The organism is uncultured Fibrella sp., from assembly GCF_964250085.1.
Taxonomy (GTDB): domain Bacteria; phylum Bacteroidota; class Bacteroidia; order Cytophagales; family Spirosomataceae; genus Fibrella.
In genome coordinates this window covers 287,062-306,387 of record NZ_CAXUEC010000008.1, presented here as the reverse complement: position 1 = coordinate 306,387, position 19,326 = coordinate 287,062, and the positions used below count along the sequence as shown (strand labels likewise).

Annotated in this window: 16 protein-coding genes; 12 read left to right on the top strand and 4 right to left on the bottom strand. The window is 52.4% G+C overall.

Going from position 1 to position 19,326, the window contains the following annotated elements:
* Positions 1–85: 85 nt before the first annotated feature.
* The 9 genes from ACFE8Q_RS22850 to ACFE8Q_RS22810 all read left to right on the top strand — a co-directional run bounded on the left by ACFE8Q_RS22850 (position 86) and on the right by ACFE8Q_RS22810 (position 9,338).
* Positions 86–886 (top strand): transglutaminase family protein, encoded by an 801-nt coding sequence (locus tag ACFE8Q_RS22850; RefSeq protein ID WP_375447760.1) that lies wholly within the window; start codon positions 86–88, stop codon positions 884–886.
* The gene (locus ACFE8Q_RS22845; protein ID WP_375447759.1) at positions 867–1,694 is read left to right on the top strand and encodes an SDR family NAD(P)-dependent oxidoreductase; all 828 of its coding nucleotides are present in this window, start codon (positions 867–869) and stop codon (positions 1,692–1,694) included. The genes ACFE8Q_RS22850 and ACFE8Q_RS22845 overlap by 20 nt, the downstream gene beginning before the upstream one ends.
* Positions 1,695–1,795: 101 nt before the next feature.
* Positions 1,796–2,599, top strand: a complete 804-nt coding sequence (locus ACFE8Q_RS22840) for an ion transporter (protein WP_375447758.1) — start codon at positions 1,796–1,798, stop codon at positions 2,597–2,599.
* Positions 2,600–2,770: 171 nt separating this feature from the next.
* Positions 2,771–3,352: an RNA polymerase sigma factor gene (locus ACFE8Q_RS22835; RefSeq protein WP_375447757.1), complete on the top strand. Its 582-nt coding sequence runs from the start codon at positions 2,771–2,773 to the stop codon at positions 3,350–3,352.
* A complete protein-coding gene (locus tag ACFE8Q_RS22830; RefSeq protein ID WP_375447756.1) occupies positions 3,349–3,687 on the top strand; it encodes a hypothetical protein in 339 nt (112 codons plus the stop codon). Before ACFE8Q_RS22835 ends, ACFE8Q_RS22830 begins: the two co-directional genes overlap by 4 nt.
* Positions 3,680–4,180, top strand: a complete 501-nt coding sequence (locus ACFE8Q_RS22825) for a periplasmic heavy metal sensor (protein WP_375447755.1) — start codon at positions 3,680–3,682, stop codon at positions 4,178–4,180. Before ACFE8Q_RS22830 ends, ACFE8Q_RS22825 begins: the two co-directional genes overlap by 8 nt.
* A 206-nt stretch (positions 4,181–4,386) precedes the next feature.
* A complete protein-coding gene (locus ACFE8Q_RS22820) occupies positions 4,387–7,269 on the top strand; it encodes a TonB-dependent receptor domain-containing protein (protein WP_375447754.1) in 2,883 nt (960 codons plus the stop codon).
* Positions 7,270–7,391: 122 nt separating this feature from the next.
* The gene (locus tag ACFE8Q_RS22815) at positions 7,392–7,838 is read left to right on the top strand and encodes a hypothetical protein (protein ID WP_375447753.1); all 447 of its coding nucleotides are present in this window, start codon (positions 7,392–7,394) and stop codon (positions 7,836–7,838) included.
* 60 nt (positions 7,839–7,898) lie between these two features.
* Positions 7,899–9,338 carry a hypothetical protein gene (locus ACFE8Q_RS22810; protein WP_375447752.1) on the top strand — a complete coding sequence of 480 codons (1,440 nt, stop codon included), beginning with the start codon at positions 7,899–7,901 and terminating at the stop codon, positions 9,336–9,338.
* 63 nt (positions 9,339–9,401) lie between these two features.
* Here the strand turns inward: ACFE8Q_RS22810 and ACFE8Q_RS22805 are convergent, their stop codons facing one another.
* Complete coding sequence (locus ACFE8Q_RS22805; protein WP_375447751.1) at positions 9,402–10,676, bottom strand: M20/M25/M40 family metallo-hydrolase; 1,275 nt, start codon at positions 10,674–10,676, stop codon at positions 9,402–9,404.
* A gap of 184 nt (positions 10,677–10,860) precedes the next feature.
* On the opposite strand from ACFE8Q_RS22805, the gene ACFE8Q_RS22800 reads away from it, so the two are divergent.
* Entirely contained in the window at positions 10,861–11,649 is a 789-nt protein-coding gene (locus tag ACFE8Q_RS22800; RefSeq protein WP_375447750.1) for a polysaccharide deacetylase family protein, read from the top strand.
* Positions 11,650–11,715: 66 nt separating this feature from the next.
* Here the strand turns inward: ACFE8Q_RS22800 and ACFE8Q_RS22795 are convergent, their stop codons facing one another.
* The 3 genes from ACFE8Q_RS22795 to ACFE8Q_RS22785 all read right to left on the bottom strand — a co-directional run bounded on the left by ACFE8Q_RS22795 (position 11,716) and on the right by ACFE8Q_RS22785 (position 17,552).
* On the bottom strand, positions 11,716–15,357 hold the full coding sequence (locus ACFE8Q_RS22795) for a M1 family aminopeptidase (protein WP_375447749.1): 3,642 nt from the start codon (positions 15,355–15,357) through the stop codon (positions 11,716–11,718).
* A 141-nt stretch (positions 15,358–15,498) separates the two neighbouring features.
* Positions 15,499–16,380, bottom strand: coding sequence for an ABC transporter ATP-binding protein (locus tag ACFE8Q_RS22790; RefSeq protein ID WP_375447748.1), 882 nt, complete (start codon positions 16,378–16,380; stop codon positions 15,499–15,501).
* Between the two features lie 194 nt (positions 16,381–16,574).
* Complete coding sequence (locus ACFE8Q_RS22785; protein ID WP_375447747.1) at positions 16,575–17,552, bottom strand: gluconolaconase; 978 nt, start codon at positions 17,550–17,552, stop codon at positions 16,575–16,577.
* A gap of 157 nt (positions 17,553–17,709) precedes the next feature.
* Between ACFE8Q_RS22785 and ACFE8Q_RS22780 the strand changes: the two genes are divergently transcribed.
* Positions 17,710–18,075, top strand: coding sequence for a hypothetical protein (locus ACFE8Q_RS22780; protein WP_375447746.1), 366 nt, complete (start codon positions 17,710–17,712; stop codon positions 18,073–18,075).
* Between the two features lie 180 nt (positions 18,076–18,255).
* The gene (gene queA / locus ACFE8Q_RS22775) at positions 18,256–19,299 is read left to right on the top strand and encodes a tRNA preQ1(34) S-adenosylmethionine ribosyltransferase-isomerase QueA (protein ID WP_375447745.1); all 1,044 of its coding nucleotides are present in this window, start codon (positions 18,256–18,258) and stop codon (positions 19,297–19,299) included.
* Positions 19,300–19,326 lie beyond the last annotated feature (27 nt).

Genomic DNA, 19,326 nt, shown 5'->3' with positions numbered 1-19,326 from the left:
TGCGCTGCTGCAAGTAATCAACTGTGATGCAGCAACGCAACGTTGGACGTTGAACCTTTGACGTTGAACTATACACTACACACACATGAAACTTACTGCCGGTTGCGAACTGCAATTTGATGTTCACGACGACACACCGCTGATGCTGATGCTCCGCCCCCGCTCGGGCGCTGGTCAATGGATCATCAGCGAAACCTACGAGATGGAGCCGGAAGTGCCCGTCACGGAATTTACCGATTTGTATGGTAACCTCTGTCAGCGGCTCATTGCTCCTTCCGGTAAGTTTCGCATACGTACCCAGGCGGTGGTGCAGACCGACGATACAATTGCCACCGAACCTGGTGCGCCCCTGACGATGGTGCAGGATCTGCCCGACGATGTGCTTCATTTCATGCTGCCCAGCCGCTACTGCCCATCGGATTACCTGGTTATCATCAACGAAGCGGCAAAGATCGTTGCTAACGCAGAACCAGGTTATGATCAGGCGGAGGCTATCCGCGCCTGGATCAATGCCAATATCCGGTACGAATACGGCACCAGCGACTCCACCACATCAGGGGCTGATACGCTGTATAACAAGGTTGGTGTCTGTCGCGATTTCACGCACCTGGGCATCTCGCTGTGTCGCAGCCTGAGCATTCCGGCCCGCATGGTGGTCGGTTATCTGCACGAATTAAAACCGATGGATTTGCATGCGTGGTTTGAAGCCTACATCAATGGCATCTGGTATACCTTCGACGCTACACAGACTGAACCTAAAGGGAATCGGATTACCGTAGCCTACGGACGCGATGCCGCTGATGTAGCCTTTCTGACTCAATTTGGCCCAATGACCATGAATACGATGGAAGTCTGGGTGAATGCCGATGAAACCGTTACAGCTTAGTATCATCGGCCTGGGCTGGCTGGGCACACCGCTGGCCGGGCGATTGCAGCAGGCAGGCATAGCGGTCAAAGGAAGCACAACTACGGCAGAGAAGGCACCTTTGCTTCGCCAAAAAGGCATCGACACGTACCTACTCCGGCTTGATCCCGCTCCCGAAGGCAACCTGTCGCCGTTGCTCGACGCTGATTACCTGGTCATAAACATTCCGCCGAAAGCCGGAAAACAGGGCGATGCGTTCCACCCGGAACAGATGCGTCTGCTGGCCGATCAGGTACGTTCCTCCCGGATCAAACACGTGCTTTACGTCAGTTCAACGTCGGTCTATCCCGAACTGAACCGCGAGGTTGTAGAAGCCGATGTCATCACACCCGATAGGTCGGGGGCTTCGGCTTTGGTACAAGCTGAGCAAACATGGTTATCGCTCGCGCCCGAACGGAAGGTCACCATCATACGCTGCGCCGGTTTGATGGGCGAACAGCGTATTCCGGGAAAATACGTGGCTGGTCGAACCGTAGACAGTGGCAACGTACCTGTTAATTACCTGCACCAGACAGATGCCGTTGGCCTGCTGGCGGCAATTATTGAACAGGGGCTGACGGGCACTTATAACGCTGTTGCGCCCCAACATCCTACCCGCGAAGCCATCTACCGGAAAAGCTGCGCCGATTTTGGGTACGCTCTGCCAATGTTTGTCACCCCTAACGAACCAATCCCATTCAAAGTCATCAACGGTGATAAACTGGTAACTGCTACTGGGTATGGCTTTGCGTATCCTGACCCACTGGCGTTTCCGTATTCGGCGAAGTAGCACCGAAACTGGCGCTACAGGGCTATTTCGCCAGATACACTTGCCATTTGCTGAGTTCTCGGGATTTTGATGGATTTTTATCCCTACCGATTCCACTCACTATGACAATCAGCATTCCGTACATCCGCCGTACACTTTACCGCATTATGGAAACCTCGGCAGGTCAGCGCCGGGGCATCAGCCTGGTGTTCAACATCACGCTGATCACCATTATTACCCTGAATGCCATTGCCATTGTGCTGCATACAGTGCCCGCCTACAACCGCACTTACAACCGGTTATTCTACGATTTCGAGTTATTTTCGGTGGTGTTCTTCACAATTGAATATGCCCTGCGCGTGTGGATCTGCGTGGAGAACGAACGGTATAACCACTGGTTCTATGGCAGGCTCAGGTACGTTCTGTCGGCCTCGGCAATCATTGACTTGCTGGCAATCCTTCCTTTTTACGTCAGCCTCTTCGCCACAGACCTGGCTATCGTCAGGATACTTCGCCTGTTCCGAATCTTCCGCCTCTTTCGCATCTCGAAATATTCGCACGCGTACCGAATGATTTTAGCGGTAGTTCAGGATAAAAAGGAAGAGCTTGTACTCAGTCTGATTATGGTCATTTTCATGCTGATCATCATCTCCAGCGTGATGTACTACGTTGAACACCCCGCTCAGTCCCAGGCTTTTTCGAGTATTCCGGCTACCATGTGGTGGGGCATCAACGCTATGGCTACGGTTGGGTACGGCGATATTCATCCCATTACTCCCTTAGGTAAGGTACTGGGTGGCATTTCGGCCATATTGGGTATTGCGCTGTTTGCCTTGCCAACGGGTATTTTGGTGTCGGGCTTTACCGAACACATCCGGTACCAAAAAGCCCCACGCCGATGCCCCCACTGCGGGCAGGAGTTGTAGACATGTCATTACGCTACGCTGTCATTAAGTAGTCATTGATGGTCATTTTCTGTTAAACCAACGAATGACCATCAATGACTACTTAATGACAGCGTAGCGTAATGACATTTTTTTACACCTCCACCGCAAGTTTCACTCACCAACGGGGCCTAATGCTAAAAGAATGCTGATGTGCAGAACGAACAACCTGACGAACTAGCCCGGCTGGACCGCCTTCGACAAGGCGACGAAGCTGCTTTTCGGTGGTTGGTTGAGACGTACCAGACGCGGGTGTTTCGCACGGCCCTGGCCATTGTGCCAACGCCCGAAGAAGCGGAAGATGTGGCGCAGGAGGTGTTTGTGGATGTATATAAAACCGTGGGAAATTTTCGCGGTGAGGCCAGTCTGGCTACCTGGCTCTACCGGCTGACTACCTCACGGGCGTTGAAAAAAGAGCGGGATCGCAAACGTAAAAAACGATTTGCTTTTCTAACCAGCCTCTTCGGCGACGATGCCACTGAGCGATTTGATCCGCCCGATTGGCAAACGCCCGAGTCAACGCTGGAAGGCAACGAACGTACCCAACTGATTAGCAGAGCCGTACAGACGCTGGCAGCCTCCCAGAAAGTCGCGTTTACGCTTCATTATCAGGAGGAACTGTCGTATCAGGAAATTGCCACGATTATGCAAACCTCCGTTTCGGCGGTTGAATCACTTCTATTTCGAGCCCGACAAACACTACGCAAACGATTGGCACCGTACAGAATACCATGAACGAATCAACGCAGAATCTGAATGAATCTGAGCAGTGGGACGATGAGTTCCGCCGCTGGGGAAAGCGCGCCCAACCTCAACTGCGCCCATTTTTTTACACTCGGCTGCAAACCCGATTAAGCCAATCGGTCGAATCGGCGGAGTGGCTGCCGTGGTGGCTTCGCCAACCTGCCTATGCCTATGCGGCTTTGTTGTTGCTTGTACTGCTGAACATCGGTGCGGCCTGGTGGACAACACAGAGCCAGGCAATGCCAGACCGGATATCAAGCGTTGCTGCTACCAATTCCTTACTAGACGAGTACGATGTAGACCCGGTTATTCTGGCTTATGAATGAACAACGGCGCACCCGCTCTTTACTAGGGCTCATTCTGGCTCTGGTAGCCCTTAACATTGGCTTGCTCACCTGGATCTGGGTACGTCCCACGACCACGGAGCATCGCCGGAATCGGTCGTCGCACGTGGGTACGTTCCTGGCCGATACGCTTCGTTTCACCCCGCAGCAACGGCAGCAACTGGCAGCTTTACAAAAGGCGTATTTCCGGCAAGTTGAACCACGACAAAAACCCCTTCGACAAGCCAGAAAAGCCTATTTCCGCCTCGCCGATTCGTCGTTTACCGATGCGCAACGCCGTCGGCAGGCGCTGGCTTTCCACCAGCAAGCCGCAGAAATCGACCTGCTAACGCTGGCGCACTTCGACCGGGTAGCCGAAATCTGTACGCCTGCCCAGCGAACCCTGCTTAACAAATTATTGAGTGAATTACCCAGCCGCGCCTTCCGGATGCCCCGCACAAAGCGAAACGGTATGGCCGCCGATTCGACACGGTAAGGGAGTTACGCCACAGTAACGTACCTGCGCCCAAAAAGAGGAACGCCCATACAGGCGTTCTTCTTTTTTTTGCTCCCCACCGCAAGTTCTGACCGGGTATAGGGCCTAAGCCTATGAAAGACGCCAAACAAAAGCTTCTCTTTGGCATTTACGCTTTATCCAACTGCCCTATTTATCAGGCGTTCTGCGCCATTTTACTCAACGTTATGAAACTATTCCTTCCCCACACTATCAGCCGAGTTGCCGTCGGATTACTGCTCGTTCTGGTCACTGTCACCGCCAGTTTCAGCCAGCAAACGGGGTCGGTCAGTGGCAATGTGACCGGTGCCAAAGGCGATACGCTTATCGGCGTGACCGTTCGTCTCAACAGCCTGACCGACAGCACCATCCGACGTGGTATGGTAACGAGTCTCGACGGTCGATTTATGTTCGACAACCTACCCGCCGGTGGCTACACGTTGATTGCCTCGTTTGTTGGCTACAACAATACGGAGCAAACGGTTCAGCTCGATTCGGGGCAGGTGAACGTACCTACGATCATTCTGCTGGAAACGGCCCGGCAACTGAACGAAGTGGTGATCAAAGGCAAAACGCCCACCGCCGAGCAGAAAGGCGATACGCTTCAGTTCAACGCCAACGCCTTTAAAGTAAACCGCGATGCGCAGGCCGAAGACCTGATTAAAAAAATGCCGGGCGTGGATATGAGTGGCGGCGGGATAAAAGTGCAGGGTGAAACGGTGCAGGAAATTTTGGTGGATGGCAAGCCCTTCTTCGGCGATGACCCAACCATTGCCCTACGGAATTTACCCGCCGAAGTGATCGACAAAATTGAAGTGTTTGACCGACAAAGCGACCAATCGCAGTTCACGGGCGTGAACGATGGGAACACCATAAAAACGATCAACATTACTACGCGCGCGGACAAACGAAACGGCCAGTTTGGGAAAGTATACGGTGGCGTGGGCACCGCCGTTGCCGGTACCGACGCGACGTTTGCAGCGGGCGGAAGTGTGAACCTGTTCAAAGGAGACCGCCGCATTTCGATCATCGGGCAAAGCAATAACATCAACCAGCAAAATTTTGCGAGTCAGGATCTGTTGGGCGTGTTGGGCGGTGGCGGTAATCAGCGTCAGGGTGGCGGAGGCGGGGGTCGCGGGGGCCGGGGCGGTGGTGGTGGCGCACCGGGCGGCGGCAACGGCGGCGGTGGCACCGATAATTTTCTGGTTGGTCAGCAGAGCGGCATCAACACCACCAACTCGTTGGGTATCAATTACAGTGACTCCTGGGGCAAGAAAATGACCATTCGCGGCAGCTATTTCCTGAACCAAAGCAGCAACCGCAATGAGCAATCGCTGCTGCGCGAATACTACCAGAAAACCGGCGATTCGACCCAGACGTACCGCGAACAGACCTCGAATTATAGCACCAACCTCAACCACCGGCTGAATTTCCGGCTCGATTACACCATCAACCGAAATAATTCGCTGTTGATTACGCCTAGATTGAGCTTTCAAACCAACCAGTCCAGTTCATTGACGACTAGCGAAACGCGGCTTGGCAACAGCCTGCTCAACCGGTCAGACAATTCCTTTTCATCAACGAATCAGGGACTTTCGTTCAGTAACTCGATTCTGTTTCGGCACCGGTTCGAGAAGCGGGGACGAACGATGTCGCTCAACGTGGGTACGTCGGTCAACGACCGAAATGGCATGAGCACGCTGGCGTCGATCAACGATTTTGTGGGCGTCGATACCACCACCCGGCAGGCGATCAATCAGCGCACCAACACACTATCGAACAGTTATCAGCTATCAGCCAACCTGAATTATACCGAACCATTGGGCAAGGGTATGCTCCAGTTATCCTACAGCGCGGGCATCAACCATAGCAACTCCGACCGGCTCACCTACAAGCTCAACCCCGCCTCAGACCGCTACGATCTGCTGGATTCGCTGCTCAGCAATCGCTTCGACAACGATTACCTGACGCAGCGGGCGGGCGTGGGCTACAACATAAACTCAAAAAAAGTACGGCTATCGGCTTCCGTCGATCTGCAACGGGCTGATCTACAAAGCGATCAGTTGTTTCCCCGCATCGGCATGGTGAATCGGGCGTTTACGAATCTGCTGCCCACCGTCACGGCCGATTACCGCTTTACGGAGGATTTACGGCTTCGGTTCACGTACCGCACCAACACGCAGGCCCCGAGTATCAACCAGTTGCAAAACGTGTTGAACAACACCAATCCGTTGTTACAGACCATCGGTAACCCCGATCTTCAACAGAGCTATAGCCACAACGTATCGGCCCGATTCACTAAAACGGCGGTGCAGAAAGCCAGCAGTCTGGTTGCCCTCATCAGCGCCAATTACACGCAGGACCCCATCGGTTCGTCGCTCTTCATCGCTGATAGCGCCATGCGCGTTCCCGGCGTTACCTCCTCAACCGGCGAAGGTATTTTCCTGCAAAAAGGCACCCAACTGACCCGCCCCGTCAACACCGACGATGCCGTGAATCTGCGTCTGTTCATGTCGTACGGCACACCGCTGACGTTCATGAAAAGCAACCTGAACCTGAACACCAGCCTGAACTACAACAGCGCACCAAGCCTGATCAATTTCCAGGTGAACCGCGCCAACACCTACGCCATCAGCCAGGGAATCGTGCTGAGCAGCAACATCAGCGAAAAGATCGACTTCACGCTGTCGTATAATTACGCCTACAACCGGGCCGTCAACACGCTGCAACCCAGGCTGAATAACTCGTTCAACACGCAGACGGCCGGGGGTAATGTGGTCTGGAATATCTGGAAAGGCATGGTGCTTCGTTCGGATATCAACTACCAGCAATATGCAGGCTTGTCGGGCGGGTTCAACCAGAAGTTTACACTCTGGAATGCCAGCTTCGCGCAACGCCTGTTCAAGAATCAGAACGGCGAACTGAAACTATCGGTCTTCGATTTGTTGAACCAGAACAACAGCGTCAGCCGGACGTTCTCGGAGACGTACCTGGAAGACAGCCGCTCGCTGGTATTGAACCGCTATTTCATGATGACGTTTACGTATAACCTCCGCCAGTTCAAATCGTAGTGAGCGACAACTGCGTGTACTGCCAGGCGGATGCTCAGTGAATAAGTTTAATAATTTATGTATCCTTATTATACTAAATTGACAATAAGTGGGTGAGCTTATCTTTTTTCATTATACGCCATATGAGATACATGGTCCTGTTACTGGTTCTTCTCTTTTTCTCCTGCGTGGACCCGTTCTGTTCCGAGCAGTCTGACCGGATGGCCGGACTCGTCGTTCGCGTTCTGGATAGGCCTTATGCTGCGAATGATGCAGACGGAGATTTGGGTCGTTATGGCGTTCGCATTTCTAGCCAGGAGCAGTACAAAAAGGTATTCTCCAGTTGCTGTGCAACCCGTCTCGACAGCATGGACTTTACAAAAGTTGAGATACTGGGCTTGTCTACCATAAGCAGGGGAATCCACACCAGCTATACACGCGATGTACAGCGCGACGATACTAATAAACGAATCACGTACACGGTAACGGAGCATTATTGCCAGTCGGGCTCTCCGCATGATGGTCAGGGCAATTTGGTGGTTATTCCGAAGCAGCCTTCCGACTACGAGATTACGTATGTCCGCAAGTAGTGAAATCGTTTTCAAAGGCTTGCGTATGTAACGGCTTACTATTATATCTCATTTATCACAATGAACAACCGCTACGCTACAGGTACGTTGGCTTTGCCAGCATTGATTGCTCTAACGATTCTGGCCAGCGGATGCCACGATAACCTTACCTCCGTTGACCTCACCAGTTCTATCAATAAAGATGCAGTACCAAGCGAAGGACTGGTCGTAGGGTCGGTCAATCGGCCCGTACCAGTCAACGTTACGCTACCTGATTTGCCCGCGATCAAGCCAGATCTTACCGGACTTGAACCAATCAACAGGACGCATGAACTCAACTACGTTGCCATAGGCGGTTCTCTTTCAGCGGGGTTACGCAACGGAGGGCTATATCGGGAAGGCCAATTAGGCGCTTTTCCTAATCTGCTGGCTCGTCAATTAGGGTTAGCGAATTTCACAACGCCGCTCTTCGATCTTGATCAGGGAAATGGAACGGGCTATTATGTATTGAAGTCAAATGCCCCGTACCCACAATGGCAGGAAGTGACGAATAATAAGGGTGTGGTTCGCACTGACCCATTCACACTACGTCCTTATACGGGCAATCCGGTTCGCAATCTGAGTCTGCCTTATCTGAGCCCCGGCGAGTTGTATCGCAACACGTTTAATGTGTATGAACAGAAAGCGATTCCCACGGAGAACATGAAGCCATATGCCGATGTCCTTCTAAAATACCCGGGCTATCTGCAACGGATACAACCTGTAGGGCAAGCGGGTACTGCAAGTGTCTGGGATTTGCTGATTGCGCAGGAGGCTGACTTTTGCACGGTCGAAGTAGGCCTCGACTTGTTTCTTGGGTCTGCAAAACAGCCTGGCAACCTCAGCATCAGCCTGGCCGATGGTTTAGCGACAGAACAGATAACGAACCTGCTGAACTACCTCAAAAACAAAGGTGCTAGGGCAGTCGTGTTTACAGTTCCGCAACTACTCGACTGGCCTTATTTTCATCTATACGATCCAAAGAAAAAGGCTGGTATCTACGTTCGGGATGGCAACAACACGAGCGAAGCTTTTTATGCCAGCTCAGAAACCATTCTGATTCCTACGGACCGAATAGACGCCACATTCCGCAATAAATTCGCTGGAATTGGGCAGAATAAGCAAGACGCCGTGCCCGACGAGCAGGTGATTACAGACAAGGAATCCACCGCTCTTAGACTATCTATCGCAAGTTATAACAACCACCTCATCAAGCCTTTAGCAGTCGAACGAGGGTTCGCGGTTGTAGACCTGGAAACGGTATATGCAAAAATTATGAGTGGTCAGTATGTCACAGACGACGGCTACAACGTTGATCCTGCTTTTCCGACCGGTAACTTCTTTTCAATGGATGGCTTACTTCCGTCGGCGGTGGGGCAGGCAGTGCTGGCGAATGAAGTGATCAAGGCAATAAACAGTCATTACAAGACGCATATTTCACTTATCAACATCACCTTATACAGTCAGCAACTCAAGCCGTGACCAGCAATCGATTGGGGCGGGTTCGCCGTCAATTGGGTACGTTGTTCTTTCTGAATTGTGCGACTACCGCGTCATTCGGTATAATAGCAACGCGGTGCGCTGAATGAGCAACGGATACTCTTTAAGGTTGATGGTTTCTTCGATGCTGTGTGCGCCTTTGCCGGAAGCACCCAGCCCATCCAGGCAAGGCAGGTACTGCGCCACAAACGAAACGTCGCCCGCGCCGCGCGAACCGGGGTCACCCGCCATAACCGGACCCAGACCCATGTCGCGGCTGAGTTGGTCTACCTGCTTGCGGAGGGCATCGTTGGCGGCGGTGGGTTCCATAGACGGAATACCGTCCGAGAAAGTAATGGTGGCTTTGGTAAGCGGCAGGCTCTTGTCTACGATCTCGCGCATACGCGTACGGGCACTTTCCTTCTGGGCTTCACCCAGGAAACGCAAATCGCCTTTTACCAGCGCCGAGCCAGCCACAATGTTGGTTTTCCCGACGGTTTCGGCCTTCGCCGTTTTGTCGTCGTAACGTACCTCCGAACCGCCAACCATCAGCCCGGGGTTGAACGTGAGATTTGGTTCCTGCCCCATTGTACGCCGGCATTCAGTCAAAATGCGTGATGCTTCGTAGATGGCGCCGTAACCCAAATCGCTGAAGATGCGCGACGAATGGCCGGTACGGGCTGTTACGTTTAGTGTCCAGCTACTCGAACCCCGCCGACCAGTTGTTACAGTATGCAGTCCCTGCGCCGTTTCAAACGCCAGCGCCATATCACAGCGTTTAGCGCGTTCAATGAAATCCCGTCGGCTTTCGGAGCCGCCCGAACTCTCTTCGTCGCCGGTGAAATAAATCGTGATCGACGTGTCATCGAGCAGGCCCTGGGTGTGCAGGGCTTTCAACGCGGCAATGACCAGTACGTCGCCGCCTTTAATGTCGTTGACACCCTGCCCGGATGCTGTTGAATCGTTCTCGCGTTTGAAAGGCTCCATCGGCACGCTCTTCTCAAAAACCGTATCGAGGTGACCGATCAGGAAAAGTTTTCTGCCGCGCTTCCCCTGCCGCGTAGCCACCAGATGCCCGGCACGGTTGAGCGAATCGGGGAGCGTGACCCACTCCGTTTTGAAGCCGAGCTTATCGAATTCGTCGGCCATCAGCTTCCCCACTGTTCTGACACCTTCTTTATTCAGCGTGCCGCTGTTAATGTTCACGACCTTCTCCAGAAACGCTTCCGTTTCTGGTTGCTGCTTGCGTACGGTGGCCAGAATAGTTTTCTCTGGAGTGGATAGCGTTTGCGCAAAGGCACCGGAGCCGAGCAGAGTGAGATAGAGGAGAGCTTGTTTCATAAATACGTATTATCGGGAAGGTAATCTGTACCAGCGCAGGTGGGTTAGTGCGGCATATTAACAAAAAACGCCTTCAGAAAATCAATATCTTTGCCATTGTCCATCATCTCAACAACTTAGGCAACAGTTTCAGCATACAAACTCTTTGGCTGTTGCAAGCTAAGCTCTGTCTCTATTCCACGGTATGAAAAACGCTTTGTTCATCAGTATTTTCTTGCTAGCCAGCAGTTTCCTCTTTGCGCAGAATCCCGCCTGGAAAGGCAAAAAATGTGCGGTAGCCCTAACCTACGATGATGGCTTACAGGTTCATCTCGACAATGTGGTTCCCGCGCTGGATTCGCTGGGGTTTAAAGGCACGTTCTACCTGTCGGGCAGTTTCCCAGGCGTAACGGCGCGCGTTGCAGACTGGAAAAAGGCGGCCACGCACGGGCACGAACTGGCCAACCACACCCTGTTTCATCCATGTACGGGTGGCCCTGGCCGGGAATGGGTTAAACCGGATCGGGACCTGAGCACCTACACTGTGCCGCGCATCGTCGACGAGATTCGGATGACGAACACGTTCCTGGAAGCGCTCGACGGCAAAAAGCAGCGCACTTTCGCCTACCCCTGCGGCGACCGGACCATCGGCGGCACCTACTATTTCAATCAGGTGAAGGGCGATTTCGTGGCGGCTCGTGGCACTGCCAGCGAAATGCGCCAGCCTACGGCGGTAGACCTGGCCAACGTGGGCGCATATGGCATCAATGGCCAGTCGGGCGAGGAAATGATTGCGTTGGTGAAGCAGGCTATGGCGACCAATTCAGTGCTGGTTTTCCTGTTTCACGGCGTCGGTGGTGAGCATAATTTGAACGTAGCTTTACCTGAGCATCGTAAGCTGCTCAAGTTTCTGAAACAGCACGAAAGCGAAGTATGGATCGCCCCTTTTATCGAAGTAGCGCAATCCGTGAAACCTACCGCAACAACCAGGTAACGCAAGCGTAAGCTAGTACTGGTGATTGAGCTGCTATTGATTAGCAACTCAATCACCAGTCTTTCATTATAACCCCGTCACCTTTTTCAGATTATCCGCCGGAATACGGTCGGCGAGGTAGCTGAGGGGATCAACGCCTGCTTCATACGGTGCTTCTTTTACCACGAATGAATACGTACCTGACCTGGCTTTCATTCGGGTACGTTGAATGGCCAGCAATTTGCCGATTTTCTTACCGTCGGCCGGTTTACCATACACGCCCACGTCGATGAGGTCATTTAGTGGCAGCGGCGTTTCCCGACCAAGCGAATCGGCAAGAAGCTTGGCTGTCTGCACCGTTACCGACACATCGTACTGTCCGTCTTTGCGCTTCTTTGCACTCACAGCCGTGGCCCGGTTGTCGTAGATCGTAATTTGCTCGAACAGGTCCCTGATGGTTGATTTCAGGGAGTCGGGTGTGTTGGCACGCAGACGATCAACGAGTTCGTAGGACGTTGGATAAGGCGGCTGACGATAAGCAAAAGCTGACGTCAGGTCGTGCAGGGCATTGTTCACCGCTTTTTCGCCAATGAATTCTTTCATGTTAAACATGACCAAACTGCCCTTGTTGTAGTGCACGTACCCCTGATTTTCCACCTTCTCAAGCGATACCTCCTTCTCCGACTCGCTGCCTCGTGCGCCCAGGTATCGATCGCTCTCATACCCCAAGAAGCGTTTCATCCGGTCGCGGCCATAGGCTTTCTGCATCACCATAAGGGCCGAATACTGCGCCATCGTTTCAGAAAGCAGCGTAGCCCCCTGCATTTCGGCACCCACCACCTGATGTGCCCACCACTGATGCCCCATTTCATGCGCCACCACATATTTCACCATATCGACGTCGGTCTCAGGGTCAATTTTTGAGATGAAGCCAATGCTTTCCGAATAAGGCATTGTACCCGGAAAAGCCTGAGCAAAACTGGCATACCTCGGAAACTCGATGATGCGCGCCTGCTTATGCTGGTAGGGGCCGAAGTTCTCGGTGTAATACGCCAGCGATTGCTTGATCGACTCGCTCATGTTCCGCACGTTGTACGGGTGCTGCTTGTCGTAGTATACTTCCACATCGATACCATTCCACTTGCTCCGGTTTACCTCGAAGCGGGCCGAAATAAACGAGTAAAAATTGAGCGACGGATGGTCAAGCGCGTAGCTGAAGTAGCGCCGGGTACGTCCTTTTGCATCATTGGCCGTCCACTCTTTTTGCAGCGAGCCGGGAGCAACAGCAATCTGGTCGGGGCTGGTGCTGATTGTCGTGCGCACATTCACCCAGTCGGCACTACCGCCGATGTACGTGTTCATGCAATCAGTGGTGCAATTGCGCTCGAGTTTGGGCATCCGGGCTCGTTCGGGCAGGTCGTATTCTTTTCGGTCGTTTTTGCTCCCAATCTCCCCGTCTTTCTGGTAACCAATCTGCGGCGAAATATCCATGTTGTTAAAAAACGAACCGTTCTGGTTTATCTGCTGCACAAACTCAACCTCGTTTTCAATGCCCCTCGCCTGCCGGTGGGCCGTCCAGGTCAACCTCAATGAATCGCCGGGAGCCATTGGACGGGCCAGCCGGTAAATATTGTATTGAAGCAGCGAATCGTTCAGCACACGGTTTGCCCCGGCAATGGTCAGGTGGTAGTTCATCCGATTGGGCAGCACGATATGGAGCGAGTCGATGGGTACGTTCGTGCGGTTTTTAAGCTGATACGTACCTGACACCGAGAGCTCACGCTCATCGGGGTACAGATCGATCGTGTAAGCTACATCGATGATGCGCGGCTGTGGACGATGTTCGTACTTCTTGTAAGCTTTCTCGTAACTCACCTGCCGTTTCTGCTGTACTTTCGACGTTCCGAACGGATTAACGACATACGTATTGTAGAACAGGTAGCCACCCACCGCTAACCAGACGGCTAGCAAACCAACCGTAACGCGCCGATTCAACCCCACGAAATTCTGTTTGGCGCTCTGCCAGCGTGACTGCCAGCCTGTGTCTTTACCACGTACCCAGAACAGTACGGCTACCACGCTTAGCAAGGCAGTAAACAGCAGCCAATACGTTCTAAACCAAGCCAGCGCAGCCACGTATGGCCCCCAGCCGTTCATATCTGAATAGGTGTAGTCTGGCGTTGCGTTGAACTGCGCCAGGTTACTTTGCACATCCAGCGGACTCCAGATATAGCCGTTGGTAATGAGCACGATAACTACAGCAAAAAACGCGACGTATTTATTATTGATCAGCGTATGCAGTAGCATCGAGAGCACGATGATCGGAATGAGCCGCGACATGCTCAGCACAAAGAAGTCGATGGCGTACTGTTTCAGGTCATAATTCGTGTAACCCATCAGCATTTGTGCCACCACGCCCGCCAGTACGCACAAAATCTGAATAACCAGCACCACGCCGATCATCGCCAGCAGTTTACCCACAAATACGCTCCAGTTCCGGTGCGGTGTGGCATCATAAATCTGATCCAGCTCCGCATCGCGCTCCTTCCAGATCAAGTCGCCGGAGTAGAAGATGATGATGGCAAACAGAAAAATGCCCATCGTTCCCTGAATCGTCTGCACCACATTGTAAGTGACGGGAAACGAATACAGGCCGTAGAAATTATCGGCGAACTTCAGCGAAAAGCCCATGTTGATCAGTCCCAGCAGCATGATAACCAGAAAAGCTGTACCACGAATGGTACCTCTAAAATCTGTCTTCGCCACTCGCCACATCTGGGCAACCTGTGCCGATGTTCCCGTCTGAGTCATTACACGAGGTAGCGGCTGCGCTGCGCCAAATACAGCGATACCTGCCGCATCGGTTGGTAAACTATCGGTCTTCTTTTTACGGCCAAACCAACCCGGCCCACTCACTCGTTCGCTGAATGAAAACCGCACATAAGTAATGCCCAGTAAAACCAGTCCAATACCAAACCAGATCAGGCGGTTGATAGCCATGTAGCTATCGAGCAGGCTAACCGACTGCGTATTTTTCTCGGCAACAGTCCAGTATTTCGTAACGAGCCCGAACGGACCAAAACCAAGCGCATCGAAATAGGCCACCATCTGCTCATTGTCGAGGTCGCCAGTCAAATTCGAAGCGGTGATCTGAGCCACTAGTAACAGCACCGCTCCCACAAAAGCGATCACCGTTGACCGGCTCAGGGCGGCGAGCATGAAGACAAATACCCCCGAAATGAAGGTGTTACCTACGGCAAACGTCAGAAAGCTGTTCACGTGCGCCGACCATACTACCGGTCCATACCGTTCGGCCTCAACAGACCCAGTGGCCTGCCCGATCAACGTACCCAGCAGAATCCCGATTGAAATTCCCAGGAACGGAATGAGTGCTACACAAAACGCGCCCAGGAACCGCCCTGCCAGGTAATCGATCTTCCGAATGGGCGACGAAAACACAAGTTGATGGCTGTTATATGTAAAGTCGCGAAGAGCGGCATTCTGCACAAAGGCCGTAGTCATCAGCAACGCAAAGATGGTCCAGACGGCGTAGTTATTCTGGATGACATAAGGCGCATTCTTGAAAATGTTGCCAAACGATCCGCCAATCGTCAGGTCGTCTGATGCCGTAGCCCAGGCAAACATGACGATATTAACGAGCATAAATATCCAGACCATCGGCTGTCTGAGCCAATACCGGATTTCGAAGGTGAAGAGGTGGAAAAACATAGATGGGAACGCAGATTGGGCGGATTTAGCGGGTCTATACGGATTTTTACCAGATCGATGCACACACGTTGCTGGTCAGGGCTGGCAACGTGGCTTTAAGATGATAGAAACAAAAATCTGTTTTGATCAGTACCGTAAGCGTTATCCGCGCGCTGTTGGCGACGAGATAGCCGAGAAGAATACATCTTCCAGATCGGGTTGGGCAGCAACAAAGCCATCGCCGGGGTCAACATCGCTTAGGATATGAATAAGGGGTTTGCCAGCCACGAGTTTGCTGGAGATCAGCGTGTGGGTTTGCTGATAGGTCGGCAAATCGGCCTTGCTGATCGATCTGGCCCAGACCTGGCCCGACAGACCCGCTACGGCGGCTGTGGGTGTACCGCTGTAGAGAACGCGGCCCTGATGGATGATCGCCATGTCGTTGCATAGTTCCATCACATCCTGCACAATATGGGTGGAGAGAATGACGACGACGTTTTCGCCAATTTCGGATAATAGATTATAAAAACGATTGCGCTCGCCGGGGTCGAGACCCGCCGTGGGTTCGTCAACGATGATAAGTTGAGGGTCGCCAATCAGCGCCTGCGCAATGCCAAAGCGTTGCTTCATACCACCCGAGTAGCTGCTCACCGCCTTTTTTCGATGCTCATATAAGTTTACCCGATTCAGTAGCGCCTCCACCAACTGCGCCCGTTCGCGGCTGTTGATCACGCCTTTCAGCAGGGCAAAATGGTCGAGTAACTCGGAGGCTGATACGCGGGGATACACGCCGAATTCCTGTGGCAGGTAGCCAAGCGTACGACGAACGACTTCTTTCTGCGTCAATACATCCAGATCGCCCAGCATGGCCGTGCCGCTGTCGGCATCCTGTAGGGTAGCCAGTGTGCGCATGAGCGTACTTTTACCAGCCCCGTTCTGGCCCAGCAGCCCGTACATGCCCGTCGGAATGGTCAGTGAAACATTGTCGAGGGCTCGCACCCCGTTACTATACGTTTTAGATAGGTTTTCAATAACTAGCTGCATAGAAAAATCAGGCGTAAAGGGGTGACGAGTAGGTATTTGTGCTGTAATCTACAAATTCACCACGTACCTGATGCCTTTTCTATGTTACCGGTTGTAATTGGGGGATGAAAGGAAGTTGGAAGTGAGTTTACTGTCTTCTGTTGCGCTGCCGAAAGCAGAAATATTCCTAAGCAGCGCAACAGAAGACAGCAAACTTATTTGAATCGCTGTATGCTATAGGCCGAGGATGTCAGGCTGGCGGGATTGCCAGCCGCAGCGCCTATTTCGCCAATGCGCGCGTTGACCGTATATACCTGTCCGTTCACCACCGTATTGGTTGTGGCCTGATCGTAACCAACGGCATCGGTTTTAATGACTGACGCCGTCGCCCAGTTGTTGGCTCCGCGCAGTTGCGTTACCTGATTCCGGTTGTTTACTACGTACAAATCATCGTTGATCAACACCATTCCGTCGCCGCCGGTAACCGGAGCAAATCCAGTAACTTCCGTGATCGCATTGCTGTTGGCCAAATCAATCTTGTACAGCTTTCCAGTCGAAGCGATCACCACAATCAGGTAATTGTTCGGGTGAGCCACAATTCCATTTAGCCCAAACTGGCCCGATGCAACACCCAACGTCGGGTTATTGACGAGGATCGTGGGCGTGCCATCGGCGGCTACCCGGTATATGACTGGCGAAAACGAGTCGGTTACGTAGGCAACGCCTTGTGCATCAATGGCTACGTCGTTGGCCAGGTGTTGCGCATTGGGCAACAGGGCGGCCAGATCGGTTCGCCGGGTGATCTGGTTCGTGCTCAGGTCATACACGAAAAGGCCGGCCGTTTTCATGGTTGCTGCCGCCGTGGTTTTGTCGGCAATACCCTGCGCCGCATTACATACATAGACCTTTCCGTTGAACACCTTTATGCCCTGCGTCGAGATCAATTGCGGGTCGCTAAACAGGTCTGCGTAGGTGCCGTTTACATCAACAGTGCCTACTTTTCCCTGCGTCAGCGATGTAACCACAAACTTGTTGAGCGTAGGCGCGTACGCGATGCCTTCCGGGTACTGGCGGCTGGCAGTAAACGACGTACGCTCGGCAAAAGCTGGCGCGTTCACATCGGTGCCGTTGTTTTTGCAGGAATTCAGGCCTAATACGCCTACGATTCCCATTAGCATGATTGAATTTTTCATAGTTGAATAAATATGTGTTTCAACATCTAAATCACTTACGCGCCGGTTTGTTCTTTAAAACCTATTGAACAACTATAGATATAAAACGGTAACCGGTCAATCAACCAGCGAACAACCGCCCCTTAAAGTGGTTTTATTGCTAAAACAGAAGCTCGTTATGACACATTTCACCACCCTTACCGAAGCCATGCAAGATTTGCACGAGCGCGGCTACACCGAAGAATTTGCGCCTGAGAACGACCACCTGAAGGTGACCAGCAAGGAAGACGTGCGGTACAGAAGCGACGAGTTTATGGTCGATGAATTCCATCGGTTCGAAGGCACATCTGACCCCGGCGACGAAATGACGCTCTACGCCATATCGTGTACCAATGGCATGAAAGGCCTTTTTGTATCCGCTCAGGGCACCTACTCCAATGAAGCGTCGTCTGAACTGATGGCTAAATTCAATGTATCCGAACGCGGTAACGTGAACACGGAAGGCTCTGTACAGCCGATTACGTCGCCGCAGACCGAGTCGTGATTTCCTGATCGTTGAATTCCTCCTCGGGCTATTGATCTGCTTGCTTAGGTTGGCAGAGCAGTAGCCTGGGCGAGCTTCACTAACTTTTCCTACCCCTCCCCCGTCGAATCCGGGGTTTTGTGTCGTATATTTGCGAACTTTCCCCATCTTATAGGCTTAATTATCAAGGGGAAATCGTGTATGAAACTAGCTGAATTTAGATTTGACCTCCCCGAAAGTCTGATTGCCAAATATCCGGTTGAACGAGGCGAAGCCCGGTTGATGGTTGTTGACCGTAAAACCAAAACCATTGAACATAAGAAGTTCGGCGACATCCTGAGCTATTTCTCAGATGGCGACGTAATGGTGATCAATAACACGAAAGTATTTCCAGCTCGACTGTACGGCAACAAAGAAAAAACGGGGGCGAAAATCGAAGTGTTTCTGCTGCGCGAACTGAATCGCGAAATGAAACTCTGGGACGTGCTGGTTGATCCGGCACGAAAGATTCGGGTAGGTAATAAATTGTATTTTGGCGATAGCGATCTGGTTGCCGAAGTTATTGATAACACCACATCGCGCGGCCGCACCATCCGCTTCCTGTTTGACGGTAACCATGACGAATTCATGAAGGCCGTAGATCAGTTGGGCGAGATGCCGATTCCCCGCGAAATCATGCGCGAGTCGGTTGAAGCTGACCGGGAACATTACCAGACCGTGTTTGCCCAACATGTAGGTGCAGTGGCCGCTCCAACGGCCGGCCTGCACTTCACCCGCGCCATGATGAAGCGGATGGAGATTAAAGGCATTCACTTTGCACCCGTTACGCTACACATTGGGCTGGGTACGTTCCGGCAGGTGGATGTGGAAGACCTTACTAAGCACAAAACCGATTCGGAGAATTTTCGGATTGAACCCGAAGCCACAGAGATTGTCAATAAAGGGCTCGACGAAGGAAAGCGTGTGTGTGCCATTGGTACCACTGCCCTGAAAGCTATTGAATCGTCGGTATCGGCCAATAGTCGGCTGAAGCCGGTTGAAGGCTGGACAGACCGGTTTATTTTCCCGCCCTACGATTTCAAAATTGCCAATGCGCTGCTGACCAACATGCACTTACCCGAATCGGTGTTGCTGATGATGACCTCAGCGTTCGGCGGGCATGAGCTGATCAAAGAGGCCTACAAAGTTGCCATCAAAGAGAAGTACCGCTTCTTTACCTACGGCGACGCGATGCTGATTCTGTAAGCAGTAGTCCGGAAAATCATTCATAAG